The following is a 16,625-nucleotide window of genomic DNA, read 5'->3' as shown; positions in this document are numbered from 1 at the left end:
GTCGCCCCGGGTTATGGCTGGCTCATGTCGTCCAGCATTTTCCTGAGTAGATAAACCAGCGCGACCCGTTCAGCGGGGTTTAGCTGCCCATATGTCATTTCAGTGATACGCAGCGCGTTGGCGGTGGTGTGCTGGATCAGTGTCTGTCCGGCGGTGGTCAGCATCACAATCACCTTGCGCTTGTCGGTCGGGTCAGGGCCGAGACTGACCAGACCACGCGCTTTCAATCGTTCAACCACGCCGCGGATCGTGGCCTGATCGACGGCGGTATAGCGCACCAGATCGTTCTGGGCGCTGGGGCCGTGATCACGTAGCGCGCAGAGCGTAATAAATTGCACGGCTGTAATCTGTGAATCGCCGATATGTTGCTGAAAAATGGCCACATGGCGCTGATAAACCTTGCGCAACAAATGGCCGACCTGCTCGGTGTAGTCGTAATGTTCCCCCTCAGGAGAGGTGTCGTCATGCGCCATAAAAAGGTCCTTTTCCCCGTAAACTGTCAGGCAGTGTAATGCATTGTCACTGTGCTGACAGCCACTCCCTGCGCAAGATTAATGAGCGCGTGAAGCCTCCGGCGCCACGACTTCGCCTTCTGCCACCACCAGCAGATCATCGACGTTGATATCGCAGCGGCGCAATGCGATATCCATATGACAGGGGGTTTTACGTTTACCGCCAACTTCGGTATTGGGACCGGTAGAGAACAGGAAGTTGCCGTAAAATGCGCGGGCATCCATACACATGCCGTCGTTTTTGTCGTACAACCCCATCGCCGTCCACTGCGCGCGCGGTTGCAATCCCCAACCGATATGCGAAATGCCATACACATCAGGATCGTTGAAGTAGCGCATGTAATCGCGCAGATATTCCGCCTCAAACCCACCGTGGATCCTGGTGACAAAACCTTGTTCAATTTCCAGCGTGATACGTTCACGGGCATAGGACTTAAAAGGCAGCAGGATGTCGCCCACTTCCAACACCAGTACCCCTTCGGCCTGCTCTTCATTCGGCCAGGTAAACAGGAAACCGCTCGGCCAGTGATCCCAGCGGCCTGGTTCATCGGCGTAACCATATTCGGTGACGGTCGGATACTGTCCCAGTGGGGCACGAAAATCGCTACCCGCCGACGATTTCACGGTCATCATGCGCGCTTTTTCCAGTACGGCGGCGGCGGCCAGTACACGCGATTTGTCTTCTTCGGTTGGCAACATTCGTGCCAATACTTCCGGTGGTTCAACGGCCAGAAGGATACGCGTACCGGTTTTGAGGATTTGTTCCTGCTCTGGAGAGTGCAGCAGCATCATGGTATCGACAACCAGATCCGCCGCTTCCAGCGCCCGCTGAGCAGCGATGTTGCCGGTCAGCGCGGTATCGCCGCAATAGGCGGTCATATCGTTGCCCATCGCGGTGGGATGGTTAAAAGCTGGCAGCTCAACGCAATACACTTTTGCGCCCAATCTGAGTGCAGCATCGGTCGCGGCTTGCACGGTACGTGCATCAGAATAGTGACTTTTCAAAATGGCGACGCTCTGTGTCGCATCAACGTTAGACAGACGTAATACCTGTTCAAACATCTGGCCTAACTGACTCTGATTTACAGCCATTACGGGGTCCTCTCAGGTTAGACGACAGAGAATATCCACTGCTCAAAATATCAGCCATTTATAGTGAATACACTTCATGTTTTTGTTATAGACGCGTTCCTGATAAGAGTGCAAGCATTTCTTCTTTCCATAAGAAAAGCCTATTTAACGCGGCGTAAATACTGTGTCTAACATCATTCCATGCGGAGAATAGCCCATAGACATGACATAACATGAAAGCGAAATTTTTTAGATAAAATAGTGTGTACGCTTCATTTTTCAGGGTGGGGCGAAAAAATAATGCAGGGTATACCTTCAATTAAGTGTGAGTCTTAAGAGGAAAACATGAGCAATATGAAACGCATTGCGATCGTTGGTGCAGGTCTTGGCGGACTCGCCGCAGGTTCGTTGTTACAGAAAGCGGGCTTCGAGGTGCAGGTTTACGAACAGAGCCCGGTATTTTCGCGGATTGGCGCCGGTATTCACATGGGGCCGAATGTGCTCAAAGTGTTCCGTCGTATGGGGATCGAACAACAACTGGAAGAGTTGGCTTCACATCCGGATTTTTGGTTCAGCCGCGATGGCGAAACCGGTGAGTACCTCTCACGTATTCCGCTGGGAGAATTTGCGCGCAAAGAGTACGGCGCGGCCTATGTCACGGTACATCGCGGCGATTTGCAGGCGATGCAGATGACCAGTCTTGAACCTGGATCGGTACATTTCAACAAGTGTCTGAGCAGCGTGGAAGACAGCGGCAGTGATGTACTACTGCGTTTCCAGGATGGTAGCGAACAACGTGCGGATATCGTCATTGGTGCGGATGGCATCAACTCAAAAATACGCGAGCATCTTCTGGGGGTGGAAGCGCCGACTTACAGTGGCTGGGTTGCGCACCGTGCGTTGATTCGTGGCGAGCAACTGCGTAAATACAACCTGAGTTTCGAAGATTGCGTTAAATGGTGGTCGGATGATCGTCACCTGATGGTTTATTACACCACAAAATCACGTGATGAGTATTACTACGTCTCTGGCGTGCCGCATCCGTCATGGGAATTCACGGGGAGTTTTGTTGACAGCAGCCAGCAGGAAATGCTGGAAACCTTTGGTGATTACCATCCCGTGGTACAGGCGTTGATTGAATGCAGTGAATCGATAACCAAGTGGCCGCTGCTTAATCGCCAACCGTTACCGGTGTGGAGTGAAGGGCGCATCGTATTGCTGGGCGATGCCTGTCATCCGATGAAACCACATATGGCGCAGGGCGCGGCGATGGCGATTGAAGATGCCGCGATGCTGACGCGCTGCCTGACTGAAACCGGCCTTGATGATTACCGCACCGCTTTCCGCCTGTACGAGGTTAACCGCAAAGAACGCGCTTCACGCGTGCAGGCCGTCTCTAACGCCAATACTTTCCTGCGTACCCAGGAAGATCCGTCCTGGGTGTATGGCTATGACGTATTTTCGGCGCCGCTGAACAGCGAGGTGTCCTGATGAGTCATTATCTGTACGGCGGCCAGGTTCAGGCCAACGGCATTCGCCAGCACTATCTGCGTTACGGTGGCAAAGGCCCGGCGCTGATCCTGGTACCCGGGATTACCAGCCCGGCGATCACCTGGGGTTTTGTCGCGGAAGTGTTTGGTCAGCAGTTTGATACCTGGGTACTGGATGTGCGTGGTCGCGGTTTATCCAGTAGCGGCGAGGGGCTGGATTACGGCAGCGAATGCTGTGCCGATGACATCAATGCCTTTGCGCAAGCATTGGGGCTGCAACAGTATCACCTGGTCGGCCATTCGATGGGGGCGCGTTTTATCATCCGCGCAGCGGTAAAACAACCGGATGGCGTGTTGTCGCTGTCGTTGATTGATCCACCTGTTTCGGGGCCAGGCCGTCGTCACTATCCGGGGCTGTGGCCATGGTATCAGGATTCGATCCGCGAGTCAGAGCAGGGCATGGATGCTGAAGCGATGAAGAAATATTGCCCGAGCTGGACGGAAGAACAGCGCCAGTTACGTGCCGAATGGCTGCCGACTTGCTATGAACCGGCGATCCGCCGAGCTTATGACGACTTTCACCAGCTCGATATTCATCAATATTTCCCGCAGATCCCAGCCAAAACGCTACTTATGGTGGCAGGCAAAGGCGGGGTCATTCAGGCGGAAGATGAAGCAGAGATCCGCACGCTATTGCCTTCTATTGCAATCGTTCACGTTGAAAACGCCGGACATATGATCCCCTGGGATAATTTCCCCGGTTTCTTCACGGCCTTTGGGTCTTTCCTCGGCGTTCCCCTGCACGTGGACGCTCAGTCATGACGCGCCAATATCGCATCGGGCAGAGTGTGCCAAATGCCAACATCACCACGGAAACCTCACACCTCCGGTGATGGGTAAGGAGAAATACTGATGACACAAAGTGCCAGTGAAAATTACGCCGGTGTCTGGGGGAACCGCATCGGTTTTGGTAAACATCCGGCCTTGCTGATGGTCGATTTTCTACAGGGCTATACCACGCCGGGGGCACCGTTGTTTGCTCCGGGCGTGGTGGTGGCGGTACAGGAAGCGCAAACGTTACTGGAAACCGCCCGTCGCTATGCCATTCCGGTGGTGCATAGCCAGATTCGTTATCACCCACAGCATCAGCGTGATGGCGGTCGTTGGGTGCAGAAAGCGCCAGTGATGCGCGACATGGTGGAAGGTCATCCTCTGGCTGCGTTCTGTCCGGAAGTATTGCCATTAGCGGATGAAGTGGTGATCACCAAGCAATATGCCAGCGCCTTTTTTGGTACCGCGCTGGCCCCACTGCTGGTGAACGAAGGTATCGATACCCTGATCATCGCCGGGTGTTCTACCAGCGGCTGCGTGCGCGCCAGCGCGGTCGATGCTTTGCAATATGGCTTTCGCGCCATGGTTGTGCGTGAATGCGTGGGCGATCGTCACGCCGCACCGCATGAAGCCAATCTGTTTGATATTGATAGTAAATATGGCGATGTGGTCTCCAAAGCCGCAGTGCTGGCGTATCTCGGGAATCTCAGCGCCTGTTAAAGGCGCTATTCACCTGCACGGAGTATGCAAAAGAGCACGTTTCGACGGATGAGAAACGTATAACAACACGCCCATCAGGGGTTATTTCACCCGGAGAAAATCATGACTGTTGCTACAACCCGTCCTGCTGTGTTGGCAGCCGAGGACACTGCCGCTATCTATCGTAAAATCACCTGGAAGTTGATCCCTTTTCTCTGTTTATGTTACCTGGCGGCTTATCTCGATCGCATTAACATTGGCCTGGCGAAGCTGCAAATGGCCAGTGACCTGTCATTGAGCGAAACGGCGTTTGGTTTCGGCGCCGGGCTGTTTTTTGTTGGCTACATTTTGTTTGAAGTACCGAGTAATCTGATCCTGCAACGTGTTGGCGCAAAGGTCTGGATTGCGCGCATCATGATAACCTGGGGGATATTCTCCACCGCCACGCTGCTGGTGAAAACGCCGGTGCAGTTTTATATTGTGCGTTTCTTACTGGGGGCTGCGGAAGCGGGTTTTCTGCCGGGCGTGTTGTTCTATCTCACCAAATGGTTCCCCAGTTGGCGTCGCAGCCGCATCATCGCGTTGTTTATGCTGGGGCTGCCGCTCTCCAGCCTGATTGGCGGGCCGGTTTCCGGCTGGATCATGAGCCATTTTCATCAAGTCTATGGTCTGCAGGGCTGGCAATGGCTGTTTCTGCTGGAAGGGATACCGAGCATGCTACTGGGGGTGATGACTTTCTGGTTGCTGCCCAACAACGTGGTAAGCGCCACCTGGCTTAGCGAGGAAGAAAAACAGGCGATACAGCGTGAGCTGGATAGTGACGAAGCTCAGGCGAAAGGGGTGAAACATCGCCTGCGTGATGGCCTGTTGAATATTCGTGTGGTGATACTGGGCGGGATCGATTTCTCCATTTTGCTCAGTGCCTATGCGATGGCTTTCTGGATGCCGACTTTTATTAAAAAAGCCGGAACCACCGACATCCGCACTATTGGTTATTTGACCGCGATCCCCAGTCTGGCGGCGCTGGTCGGTATGCTGGTGCTGGGCAAGAGCTCGGATCGGATGCGTGAACGACGCTGGCATATCATCGTGCCGTTTATTGTCGGCGCGGCGGCGATGGGAGCCAGTACCTTTTTCTCACAAAACGTGATGATGACCGTGCTGCTGTTTTCGATTGCCCAGGCGATGATCATTGGTGCGGTGCCGGTCTTCTTCAGTCTGCCAGCGACCTTCCTGAAAGGTACAGCGGCGGCGGCGGGATTTGCGCTAGCCTGCTCGATAGCCAACATCGCCGGACTGGTCAGTAATTCGATCATGGGTATCGCGCTGGATCTTACCGGCAGCGGCAATGGCGCGTTATGGTTTTTTGCCGTTTGTCTGTTGTTAAGCTGTCTGCTGGTTATCGCTTTACCGGCGAAACTGGTTAACCGTTAATGACGTCACGGGTGCCATATGCCTCAGTGACAGGGTAATTTATTGTTGAATCAGTCGTTCATCCTATTCCTGAAAAACATCCTGCTAAGGAAACGTATGCGGGATGTTTAAATATAGTTTCCCTGGCTGATTGTGATCGACTGAATTTTTTATTGCGCCAGTGTGTTTTCATCACATCGTCGGTACGCTGAATAAAACACGTTATCCCGAAGGCCGTAAAGCGGCGCATTTTATGATGCGAATTTTGTCCGCTATATTGCCTGTCACCCGATGAGCGATTTCATTGCTGAGCGCTATCATCAGCGGACAGGGGAAGCGGATCTTAACGACCCTCCGTCATTGCACTGATCCGTGAATAAAAGTTGGTGACACTGTCACTTTTACTTCGCGAGATACTGATGATCTTTTTTCTGCGTTATCTACATCTACTATCCTGCATGACAGCACATGGCGCCAGACAGACTGGGGATGTTTCATTGGCCACTGATCTCTGACTCGGGTTCTGCATCTGCTTTTGCCGTGTCTGATGCGGGCTAATCATGATTATATCAGTCGCGTATCTACGATTGATGGGGGAGGCACAACGGTGTCTGGCAAACCGGTGGCGATGCCGTGTAGCCATGATGATGAGTAAGATCATGTGATGAAAATGTGATGTGACAGATAAGGTGGCATCGTGCCATGATATTTCAATAACGCCGGCTGTCGGCAGGTTACTGATAAGGATGGTTTGAACGATGATGAATTCTCATCTTCTTCCGTTAGCGATTATCCAGTTGGAAACACCGCCAGAGGCGGTAATGAAGCAGGTTGGCGAACAGCAGCACTGGTTTGTTGCCGCGCTGGGGTTGCAGGCGGATGAGTATATTGTCATCCGCCCCGATCTGGGCGAAGCGTTGCCCGACCCGGCGTCGATATCTGCCGCTATCCTCAGCGGTTCGTGGGCGATGGTCACTGACCATGCCGAATGGAGTGAACGTACCGCAGCATGGATCCGTCATGCTGTGGATAATAAGTTGCCGCTGCTTGGCGTCTGCTATGGACATCAACTGATGGCTTATGCGTTGGGCGGACAGGTGGATGATAATCCACGGGGCTGGGAGTACGGGCTACAGCAGTTGGAAACTAACCCCGCCAGTCAGCATGATCCGCTGCTCAACTCGTTGCCCGCGCAGTTTTCCGCATGGCTTTCACACCGTCAATCGGTGCTGCAGCCACCGCCAGGCGCTCAGGTTCTCGCGTCATCCGCGCGGGATGACTGCCAGATTATCCGTTACACCCCGCAGGCGCTGTCGGTGCAGTTTCATCCTGAGTTTACCGACGAAATCATGACTGTCTGTATGCAAAATAATGCGGTAAGCAGCCTGATGACGCATCAGACAGAACCGGTCTGGTCGCGTAAACTGTTGCTGGATTTCTGGCAGCAGCGGCGTCAGATCAGTAAACAGGCCTGAATACTCGTCGCGTCAGACAACGTTGCCGGTGTCATATTCAGCCTGGCCTACCGGGAGTTTCAATGACTCCCGGTGTTGTGCGTTACCTCACATCGACCACTAAAATTCCCCCTGGCAATTGGTTCGATCACAGTTTCTGCGTTGGCAATCTGACATTCTCACTTTGATTAATAATGTTAATTATTGGTTTTTCTTTTGTTAAATCCAAACAAAAGATCACCCGCAAAGGAGAACGATGATGCGTTACGCTTATCCAGGCAACAAAGATTCGCTGATCAGCCTCAGATCGCATTACGGTAACTTTATCAATGGTGAGTTCGTGCCACCTGTTAATGGTGTGTATTTTACCAATACCTCGCCGGTTAACGGTTCCATCATCGGCGAGTTTCCACGCTCCGACCAGGATGATGTTGAGAAGGCGATTGATGCCGCCCATGCCGCCGCAGAAGCCTGGGGGAAAACGTCGGTACAGATCCGTTCGCTGACGCTGTTGAAAATAGCCGATCGCCTGGAGGAAAAGCTGGAATATCTCGCGGTGCATGAAAGCTGGGATAACGGCAAGCCGGTGCGCGAAACGCTGGCCGCCGATCTGCCGCTGGCGGTGGATCATTTCCGTTACTTTGCGGGGTGTTTACGGGCGCAGGAAGGGGCGGCTGCCGAGCTTGACGAGTTTACTGCCGCATACCATTTTCATGAACCGCTGGGTGTGGTGGCTCAGATTATTCCATGGAATTTCCCATTGCTGATGGCGGCCTGGAAACTGGCACCCGCGCTGGCAGCAGGCAACTGTGTGGTGCTTAAACCCGCAGAGCAGACGCCACTGTCAATAACGTTGATGGGAGAACTGATCGCCGATTTACTGCCAAATGGCGTACTCAACGTGGTACATGGCTATGGCCGTGAAGCGGGAGAAGCGCTGGCCGCTCATCCGCGTATCGCCAAAGTGGCTTTTACCGGTTCTACGGCGACCGGTGGGCACATTCTTGAACTGGCCGCGAAAAATCTGATCCCTTCCACCGTCGAACTGGGCGGAAAATCGCCCAACATTTTCTTTGAAGATATTATGCAGGCCGAACCCTCCTTTATTGAAAAAGCGGCGGAAGGTGTGGTGCTGGGCTTCCTTAATCAGGGGGAGGTCTGTACCTGTCCGTCCCGCGCGCTGGTACAGGAATCAATCTATGCGCCATTTATGGCGGCGGTGATGAAACGCGTTAAAAGTATCAAACGTGGTGACCCAATGGACACCGAGACGATGATCGGTGCGCAGGCCTCGCAGCAGCAATTCGATAAAATCCTTTCTTATCTGGATATTGCACAGAAAGAGGGGGCCGAAGTATTGACTGGTGGTGGTATCGAACCACTGGAAGGCGATTTGTCGACGGGTTATTACATTCAGCCGACCTTGCTGAAGGGGAATAACCGTATGCGTGTCTTCCAGGAGGAGATCTTCGGGCCGGTGGTGGGCGTCACCACTTTTAAAGATGAGGCAGAAGCGATCGCCATGGCGAATGACTCCGTTTATGGTCTGGGAGCGGGCGTGTGGACTCGTGATATCAACCGGGCGTATCGGGTGAGTAGGGCGATTAAAGCCGGACGTGTATGGGTTAATTGCTATCACCTGTATCCGGCTCATGCCGCCTTTGGCGGCTATAAAAAATCGGGTATTGGCCGCGAGACTCATAAGATGATCCTCGACCACTATCAGCAGACTAAAAATTTACTGGTGAGTTACAGTGTGCAGCCACTGGGGTTGTTCTGATCCTGAGCAGAGACGTGTGCGAAACAGGCTCGCTGAGTACAGCGTCAGTTGCCAGGGATGGCATGAGCAGGGCTGCACAACATCACTCATGTCGCCTACAACACATTGATTTTTCTTATGACCTGAGATCTTGCCGACCTCCAGGGAATATGTCACGCTGACATAGGGTTGTATATACAAGGTTAATAACAGGTCAGGGGTGAGTTATGTCGTCAGCATCATCTGCTCCACACGGCAGTGAACGTTCGGGTTCCCGCCTTATTGAAACACGCAGCATTGATTACATTCCAGAATCAGAACGCCACGGTAATGTGTTCAGCCAGTTCACGTTGTGGTTCGGCGGCAACCTGCAAATTACCGCGATTGTTACCGGTGCGCTGGCGGTGGTACTGGGCGGCGATGTGGTCTGGTCGCTGATTGGTTTGCTGGTTGGGCAGATCCTCGGCGCCGGTATTATGGCGCTGCATGCGGTGCAAGGCCCGCGTCTGGGACTGCCGCAGATGATCACGTGCCGTACGCAGTTTGGGGTTTATGGCGCGGTGATCCCACTGGTGCTGGTCTGTGTGATGTATGTTGGCTTTTCGGCCAGCGGCACCGTACTGGCTGGCCAGGCGTTGGCGCATTTAGCCAGCATCAGCGATCGGGCTGGAATTATTGCTTTCGGGGTTATCATTATTGTGGTCGCCACTCTGGGATACCGGTTGATCCACAGCCTGGGGAAAGTGGCCAGCGTTGTCGGGGTACTGACCTTTATTTATCTGTTCTTTCGATTGTTTCTGGAAAATGATGTCAGTGCGTTGCTGAACAACCGGCATTTTTCGTTGTCGATGTTCCTGCTGGCGATGTCGCTTTCTTCTTCATGGCAAATTGCTTTCTGCCCCTACGTTTCTGATTATTCACGCTATTTGCCGCATGATGTCTCGTCGGGTAACACCTTCCTGGCGGTGTTTGCCGGGACTGCATTGGGAACACAGCTTTCAATGACCCTCGGGGTGATTGCCGCCGCGCTGGCAGGTAAGGCTTTTTCCGGCAATGAAGTGGGGTATATCGTCGGTCTGGGGTCCTCCGGGACAATGGCGCTGGTACTCTATTTTGCTATTTGCTTTGGCAAAATCACCTTTACCACGCTTAACGCCTACGGCAGTTTTATGTCGTTAACCACCATTGTGTGTGGTTTCAGAAAGACAGCGACCATCACTGCGACCGGACGCATCATCTTCATTATCGGGATGGTGGTTATCAGCTGCACCATTGCGATGATCAGTGAACCTTCTTTTCTGAAGTCATTCACCCAGTTCCTGCTGTTCCTGTTGGCTTTCTTCGTCCCGTGGAGCGCCATGAATCTGATGGATTACTATTTTATCTCTCACGGGCACGTGGATATTCCGGCACTTTCCAACCCGGCGGGGCGCTACAAGCGCTGGAATATGATCGGTATCGGGACTTACGTGGTGGGGGTACTGATTCAGTTGCCCTTTATTTCCAACGGCTTTTACAGCGGTTCGCTGGTCTGGTTGTTTGATGGCAATGATATTTCGTGGATTATCGGCTGGGTGGTCACGGCGCTGTGTTGGCTGCTGGTCAACCGTAGCGCCAGGCAACATCGCTTGTCGGCAACGATTTTTCCAGAGAACAGTTAACCGACGGCTGAAAAGGGCGGAAGCTGTTTCCGCTCTGATCTATCGCGCTTTAGCGGATGGCAATCGTTGCCTCACCGTGCCGCCGGATGGCTATCGGGCAATGTTAAGTGTTGATGCTAATCCGCTGTTTTAGTCGGATAAAGGGAGAATGCTTAAGAATTATCGACGTATTAGCTTATCGGTGGTTTGCAAAATGACGCTGATCCTGGTGTTATCCCACTGCTCAACGCTACCATTCCACTGGCGTGGAGAGCTTTTTATGTAAGGAGATTTAGTCAACATCTTTTTACATAGCGATGATAATTCTAAAAACGGGTCTTATTAAAACCGGGATTAATGATGAGGGAACTGCTTTATCCTTGTTGCTTTTTCATACAGAATATTACTCTTATAAATAGCCAGAAAATATCTTAGTTTTTTATTTAAAGTGTATTATTTTTTATGTTAATAATTCTTATTTTGCGTCAATAATGGCTAATTATTTCTATTGCTCATACATTGTATGTTACATAATTAGTATAAGTATTGATTCCGTTATGTTTTACACAATTTTTTTCTGGCACTAATGTGGCTGGTATTATCCTAATTCCTGACGTTACATTGTCTTTTTGATTTCATTGTTGTAACTTCATCAACATGCATTTTTGTAAAAGATGAAGACTATGACCTGTAAACTGTTATCAGTGGTTATCCCGGTTGATCACGCCGAAAAAAATATAGTCCAGTGTGTTTCAGCATTTCTCTGCCAGTCTCCTGTACCGGATGAAATAATTATTGTCCATCGGGAGTCTGATATTGCTACGGTTGATTTACTCAGGGAATTTAGTGGGCAGAATAACATTATTATTGCTGCGTTGCCGGCTTGTGAACCCCTGAATATCTGTGATTTTGGTATCGGACTGGCGCAGGGGAAATGGCTGTATTGCTGCGATCCTGCCGGGATAGTCAGTGGCGGTTTTTGTGCGGATTTCGCTCAGGCCATCAGTCGCCATCCCGACATCGATGTGTTTTGTTTCAATACCAGAACCGATGAGGTTAATCCGTCTTTTATCACTCAGACGCGGGTTGTTCACCGTCGGCAGGGCCTGATGACGGCGCAGCAGGCATTAAGTGATCTGTTGCAGAATGATGCCGGCTATGCTGCCGGTTGTAACTTTATTGTACCGCGGACCGCATTGAGTCGCTGGCAGATTATGCACCGTGGGCGTTTATATCAGGATGCGACATATGCGCTGGAGGTTTTCCTGCGTTCCAGCCAGGCATGGGTGAGTGATAAATGCCATTACAGTCTGCGGTCACCTTCTGCTGTGACTGCGATCACCATGAAAGATGAGGACAATTTCCGCGCCCGTTATGACGCATTTATCAACGGCTATGAGACATTAACGCGATTATCAGGCAGCGCGCATTCCTCCAGGGAATTACACCAACTTTATCTTATTCAGTCATTTAAATCGATGTTGTCACTTTCTCAGGCTAATGATTATCAGACTCTTGAGTTTTTGTTTAATGCAATTCATTACTTTGGTCGCGATTTAAAAGCGGGCTCATTCAGTGACTGGATATTATTGAGAAAGCCAGAATGGTATAGCCTGCTTTTTTGTCGCAGGTCAGTTACTGCGCATGTTTAGTTTTTCTTAAGTGTTGCGATCGGTGAGTTTTAGTAACTTGAGTTTTTTATTGTAAATAACAGAAACACAGCCTGACAAAAACAAGTCAGATATAACAAATTTTTGCTAAAAAACGCAACGCAAAGCCAGGACTTCAGCCACTGTATGGTCTTTTAAGATTATTTCCCAGGTGTGGTATCAGCGGCAATTTGTTAGTCTGAATTATTGGAATTTGATAACTCAGTCACAAAATTTAAGAAGAGTCTATGTCGATTAAGCGTAATGCGGTTGCGAATTATGTTGGTCAGCTCTATTCCACTCTGGCTGGCATTCTGGTTGTGCCGCTGTATATCCATCAACTGGGAATGGAGATTTATGGCCTGATTGGCTTTTTTTCTATACTGCTGACATGGCTACAGTTGCTGGATGTCGGTATTTCCACCACATTATTACGCGAAGCAGCGCGTTACCGGGCGAACAAAGAACAGAATCCTTATTTTCCCGCGCTGTTTGCCACGTTGGGCAAGTTTTTCCTGATCTCGGCTGGCGTACTGGTGGTGCTGGGCTGGATTGCCTCGCCTTACATTGCATCGCACTGGCTGCATGCGAAGACCATCCCTCACCAGGACTTGATTGTTGCTGTGGCGGTCATGGTGCTGACGGCGGCGATTCGCTGGCGTACTGGTCCTTTCCGTAGCGTCATTGTTGGCTATGAGCATCAGGTCTGGCTGAACGCGTTGAACCTGATTGCTATTACCCTGCGTACTTTTGGCGCGGTGTTTGTGATTCGTTTCGCCTCCAACCCAGTGATTTTCTTCTTTGGCTGGCAACTGGCCATCTCCATTGCCGAAGCGTCCTGCTGCATCTGGAAATCTTATCAGTTGGTCCCCCGCAGCGGTCGTGGCAGCAAGGCGCCTGATTTTAACACCGTCCTGAAGCCGTTCCTGAAATTTGCCCTCGGCGCGGCTTTTTCCAGCGCTATCTGGACCTTTATCTCGCAGATTGACCGCCTGGTTCTTTCCAAAACATTGCCGTTGGCAACTTATGGTTCCTTTACCGTGGTGGCGACGGCCGCGACGGGTATTGTGATGCTGAGCAGCCCGATCATGCAGGCCATCGTGCCGAGAATGACCGGGATGAAGACCAATACGGAGAAGGGCGAGCAGGAAACACTTACGTTGTATCGCTGGACGACTCAGGCGGTCAGTATCTTTATGGCGCCGTTGAGTATCACCATTGCGCTGTATCCGACGCAATTGATCTGGGCATGGACGCAAAATATGCAGATCGGCGAGCAGATGTCGCTGGTGATGACCCTTTATGCGTTGGGAAGCGGTATTCAGGCGATTTGTGGTCTGCTTTATAACCTGCAGTACGTCAGCGGTAACCTTTCGTTGCATATGAAAGGATTTAGTGTTTTCGCCATCATTTTGATCCCATTGAACATACTGGCGGCGATGCATTATGGCGCGTTGGGTACTGGCGTGGTCTGGCTGGGGCAGAATATCTTCTATTTGCTGGTCTGGGCTTACATCGTGCATCGCAAGTTTGCGCCGAAAATCCATATTCCCTGGCTGACCCGTGATGTGATGTTGATCTGGTGTGTCTCAGCCGTGGTGGCCTGCGCATCGCTGTATATCCCGTTCGAGTGGAATGTTAATCGCTGGCTGAACCTGCTGTTCCTCGGAATTATTGGTTTTATCAATCTGGTTATTTGCTGCCTGTTCCACAGCAAAGTAGGGGAGTATCTCAAAAATATGACGTTTCGTCGTTTAAACCTTCGAGGTGAGAGATGAGCACGGTCAACGGTCTGGCGCAAAAGCCGACCCTGTCGGTCATCATACCGGTCTATAACGGCCGGGAGTACCTGAGCGAAGCCATTGATTCATTGTTACAACAAACATCGCCGCCGGAAGAGATAATTGTTATCGATGATGGTTCTACAGACGGTACTGACCAGCTAATAGCGGAGTATTGCACGACTTATCCGCACATCAGGATGATCCGTAATGCCCGTAGTGGGGTGAGCGCGGCCCGTAACAAAGGGCTGGATATCGCAACAGGTCAATTCATCTATTTTATGGATGCGGATGATTACGTTGGGTCAACGCTGTTTGCGGACTTTATCCGTGCAAAGCAGGCCAACCCGGAACTGGAGTTGTTTGGTTTTTCGGCGAAGATGTTTACCGACGTACCGGTAGCGGAGCGACGATTCATCAGTGCTCACCGCCGTACGATGGCGGGAACGTATCCTGGTGGTACACCACTGCTGCGACAACTGCTCGACAGCGATTCCGCACATCGGGTGTTGTGGTCCAGTATTCTTTCCCGCGAGTTGATTAACCGTAGCGGTAGCGTTTTTCTGCCTATCCAGAATCATGAAGACGCGCCGTTTATGTTGAATATTTATCTCCAGGCCCGATATGCTTTTTTTACGGCTGACGTTTATTACTTCAAACGTTACAGTTTGGGCTCGCTGTCGGTGAGTTCCCGGGATTTTTCATGGGTGAAGAACTACTTTATTGCCCGCGAAGAAACCGAGAAAGACATCCAGGCTTCTGGTATCCAGGTGGACGATAATCTGGTCGACAGATATTACTTCCCGGTGATGAGTGGTTGTCTGACGATGGTGAGAAAGTACGATATGGTGGTACCACAAGAGTATCAGACCGTGTTCAGCGCACTGGTACGCAAAATGACGCGTAACAGCCTGAAGCTCCGTATTTTCTGGTACTGTCATCCGCTTTATTCCAGCCTGACCTGGTGTAAAAGAAAACTTTCCGCTTTCAGCCCCCCCTGAGTTCGTTATTCGGGAATTTTATCGCGGATATTGATTCTGTGGCGTTGTCATAAAAACGCAGTGGACCATCACGCTGGCGGCAATCAGCGAGGTGGTCATATTTGCCATATTATCCCCTTGTGCCCCTCTATAACTCAGGCGATAAAGTTGGCAGGAGATGAAGCCGTAATGAAGGCTAACATAGCGGTGAATATACACATTCTGTGCCGTTAATGGGCTGGGGAGCATCGCAAAGATTGTCAGAAAGTACGTGGAGGTATACTGTTAACGGACCCACTTTTTTATCATCGACGGTTGTTTTATCGCCGCGCTATCCGTTAAACCGAGGTTGTTTTGTCCAGTTACTCTCCCAGCCTGCGTCCAAGACGTTTACGTCAGACCCCCGCATTTCGCACCCTGTTTCAGGAAACCACCCTCAATATTAATGATTTAATATTGCCAATTTTCGTTGAGGAAGGCCTTGACGAGTACAAAGAAATTCAGGCGATGCCTGGTGTGATGCGTATTCCGGAACGACGTCTGGCGTATGAAATTGAGCGCATTGCCAGCGCGGGGATCCGCGCGGTGATGACGTTTGGTATCTCTCATCATACCGATGAGGATGGCAGCGATACCTGGCAGGAGAACGGCCTGGTCTCCCGTATGTCACGGATTTGCAAAGACACCGTGCCGGAAATGATCGTGATGTCGGATACCTGCTTCTGCGAATATACCACTCACGGTCATTGCGGCGTATTGCATGATCATGGGGTGGATAATGACGCCACACTGATTAACCTGGGCAAGCAGGCCGTTGCTGCTGCACGTGCCGGTGCCGATTTCATCGCCCCTTCTGCGGCAATGGATGGGCAGGTCGCGGCAATCCGTTACGCCCTGGACGAAGCCGGGTTTACCAATACTGCCATCATGTCTTATTCCACCAAGTTTGCTTCTTCTTTCTATGGCCCGTTCCGTGAAGCCGCGGGTACTTCGCTGAAGGGAGACCGTAAAACGTATCAGATGAATCCACTGAACCGCCGTGAAGCCATTCGCGAATCGTTAATCGATCAGGCGGAAGGGGCCGATGTGCTGATGGTGAAACCCGCTGGTGCCTATCTGGATATTATCCGCGAGGTACGCGAGCGAACCGATCTGCCGTTGGCGGCTTATCAAGTGAGTGGTGAATATGCGATGATCAAGTTTGCAGCGCTGGCGGGTGCGGTGAATGAACAGGATGTGGTGCTGGAAAGCCTTGGCGCGATCAAACGTGCGGGGGCGGACATGATCCTCAGCTACTTCGCATTGGATTTGGCTGAGAAGCACCTGCTGTAACACCTTGAGCGGCA

General features: G+C 51.4%; 13 protein-coding genes. 11 read left to right on the top strand and 2 right to left on the bottom strand.

The genetic code is table 11. From position 1 onward, the window contains the following. Positions 1–11 precede the first annotated feature (11 nt). Positions 12–473, bottom strand: coding sequence for a MarR family winged helix-turn-helix transcriptional regulator (locus EH228_RS14585; RefSeq protein ID WP_152322351.1), 462 nt, complete (start codon positions 471–473; stop codon positions 12–14). Positions 474–551: 78 nt separating this feature from the next. After that, positions 552–1,604 (bottom strand): 2,5-dihydroxypyridine 5,6-dioxygenase, encoded by a 1,053-nt coding sequence (locus tag EH228_RS14580; RefSeq protein ID WP_152322350.1) that lies wholly within the window; start codon positions 1,602–1,604, stop codon positions 552–554. 324 nt (positions 1,605–1,928) lie between these two features. Between EH228_RS14580 and EH228_RS14575 the strand changes: the two genes are divergently transcribed. From EH228_RS14575 to hemB, 11 genes are all read left to right on the top strand, one after another. Next, the gene (locus EH228_RS14575; protein WP_152322349.1) at positions 1,929–3,074 is read left to right on the top strand and encodes an FAD-dependent monooxygenase; all 1,146 of its coding nucleotides are present in this window, start codon (positions 1,929–1,931) and stop codon (positions 3,072–3,074) included. Then, entirely contained in the window at positions 3,074–3,895 is an 822-nt protein-coding gene (locus tag EH228_RS14570) for an alpha/beta fold hydrolase (RefSeq protein WP_152322348.1), read from the top strand. The genes EH228_RS14575 and EH228_RS14570 overlap by 1 nt, the downstream gene beginning before the upstream one ends. A 90-nt stretch (positions 3,896–3,985) precedes the next feature. Next, complete coding sequence (locus EH228_RS14565) at positions 3,986–4,624, top strand: N-carbamoylsarcosine amidohydrolase (protein ID WP_152322347.1); 639 nt, start codon at positions 3,986–3,988, stop codon at positions 4,622–4,624. A gap of 102 nt (positions 4,625–4,726) precedes the next feature. Further along, positions 4,727–6,037 carry an MFS transporter gene (locus EH228_RS14560; RefSeq protein ID WP_152322346.1) on the top strand — a complete coding sequence of 437 codons (1,311 nt, stop codon included), beginning with the start codon at positions 4,727–4,729 and terminating at the stop codon, positions 6,035–6,037. 737 nt (positions 6,038–6,774) lie between these two features. Continuing rightward, positions 6,775–7,491 carry a glutamine amidotransferase gene (locus EH228_RS14555; RefSeq protein WP_338030666.1) on the top strand — a complete coding sequence of 239 codons (717 nt, stop codon included), beginning with the start codon at positions 6,775–6,777 and terminating at the stop codon, positions 7,489–7,491. A gap of 238 nt (positions 7,492–7,729) precedes the next feature. Beyond that, complete coding sequence (gene exaC / locus EH228_RS14550; protein WP_152322345.1) at positions 7,730–9,250, top strand: acetaldehyde dehydrogenase ExaC; 1,521 nt, start codon at positions 7,730–7,732, stop codon at positions 9,248–9,250. Between the two features lie 206 nt (positions 9,251–9,456). Next, positions 9,457–10,890 carry a purine-cytosine permease family protein gene (locus EH228_RS14545; protein ID WP_152322344.1) on the top strand — a complete coding sequence of 478 codons (1,434 nt, stop codon included), beginning with the start codon at positions 9,457–9,459 and terminating at the stop codon, positions 10,888–10,890. Between the two features lie 662 nt (positions 10,891–11,552). Continuing rightward, the gene (locus EH228_RS14540) at positions 11,553–12,521 is read left to right on the top strand and encodes a glycosyltransferase (RefSeq protein ID WP_193323352.1); all 969 of its coding nucleotides are present in this window, start codon (positions 11,553–11,555) and stop codon (positions 12,519–12,521) included. A gap of 245 nt (positions 12,522–12,766) precedes the next feature. Continuing rightward, the gene (locus EH228_RS14535; RefSeq protein ID WP_152322342.1) at positions 12,767–14,296 is read left to right on the top strand and encodes a lipopolysaccharide biosynthesis protein; all 1,530 of its coding nucleotides are present in this window, start codon (positions 12,767–12,769) and stop codon (positions 14,294–14,296) included. After that, positions 14,293–15,300 (top strand): glycosyltransferase family 2 protein, encoded by a 1,008-nt coding sequence (locus EH228_RS14530; protein WP_152322341.1) that lies wholly within the window; start codon positions 14,293–14,295, stop codon positions 15,298–15,300. Before EH228_RS14535 ends, EH228_RS14530 begins: the two co-directional genes overlap by 4 nt. 333 nt (positions 15,301–15,633) lie before the next feature. Next, positions 15,634–16,611 (top strand): porphobilinogen synthase, encoded by a 978-nt coding sequence (hemB, locus tag EH228_RS14525; protein WP_152322340.1) that lies wholly within the window; start codon positions 15,634–15,636, stop codon positions 16,609–16,611. Positions 16,612–16,625: the final 14 nt, after the last annotated feature.

The organism is Erwinia endophytica, assembly GCF_009295515.1.
Lineage (GTDB): Bacteria > Pseudomonadota > Gammaproteobacteria > Enterobacterales > Enterobacteriaceae > Erwinia > Erwinia endophytica.
This window is presented reverse-complemented; position numbering and strand designations above follow the sequence as displayed.

Coding starts and splice junctions, on each gene's coding strand:
- EH228_RS14585 (WP_152322351.1), bottom strand. CDS start 473: ATGGCGCATGACGACACCTCTCCTGAGGGGGAACATTACGACTACACC.
- EH228_RS14580 (WP_152322350.1), bottom strand. CDS start 1,604: ATGGCTGTAAATCAGAGTCAGTTAGGCCAGATGTTTGAACAGGTATTA.
- EH228_RS14575 (WP_152322349.1), top strand. CDS start 1,929: ATGAGCAATATGAAACGCATTGCGATCGTTGGTGCAGGTCTTGGCGGA.
- EH228_RS14570 (WP_152322348.1), top strand. CDS start 3,074: ATGAGTCATTATCTGTACGGCGGCCAGGTTCAGGCCAACGGCATTCGC.
- EH228_RS14565 (WP_152322347.1), top strand. CDS start 3,986: ATGACACAAAGTGCCAGTGAAAATTACGCCGGTGTCTGGGGGAACCGC.
- EH228_RS14560 (WP_152322346.1), top strand. CDS start 4,727: ATGACTGTTGCTACAACCCGTCCTGCTGTGTTGGCAGCCGAGGACACT.
- EH228_RS14555 (WP_338030666.1), top strand. CDS start 6,775: ATGATGAATTCTCATCTTCTTCCGTTAGCGATTATCCAGTTGGAAACA.
- exaC (WP_152322345.1), top strand. CDS start 7,730: ATGCGTTACGCTTATCCAGGCAACAAAGATTCGCTGATCAGCCTCAGA.
- EH228_RS14545 (WP_152322344.1), top strand. CDS start 9,457: ATGTCGTCAGCATCATCTGCTCCACACGGCAGTGAACGTTCGGGTTCC.
- EH228_RS14540 (WP_193323352.1), top strand. CDS start 11,553: ATGACCTGTAAACTGTTATCAGTGGTTATCCCGGTTGATCACGCCGAA.
- EH228_RS14535 (WP_152322342.1), top strand. CDS start 12,767: ATGTCGATTAAGCGTAATGCGGTTGCGAATTATGTTGGTCAGCTCTAT.
- EH228_RS14530 (WP_152322341.1), top strand. CDS start 14,293: ATGAGCACGGTCAACGGTCTGGCGCAAAAGCCGACCCTGTCGGTCATC.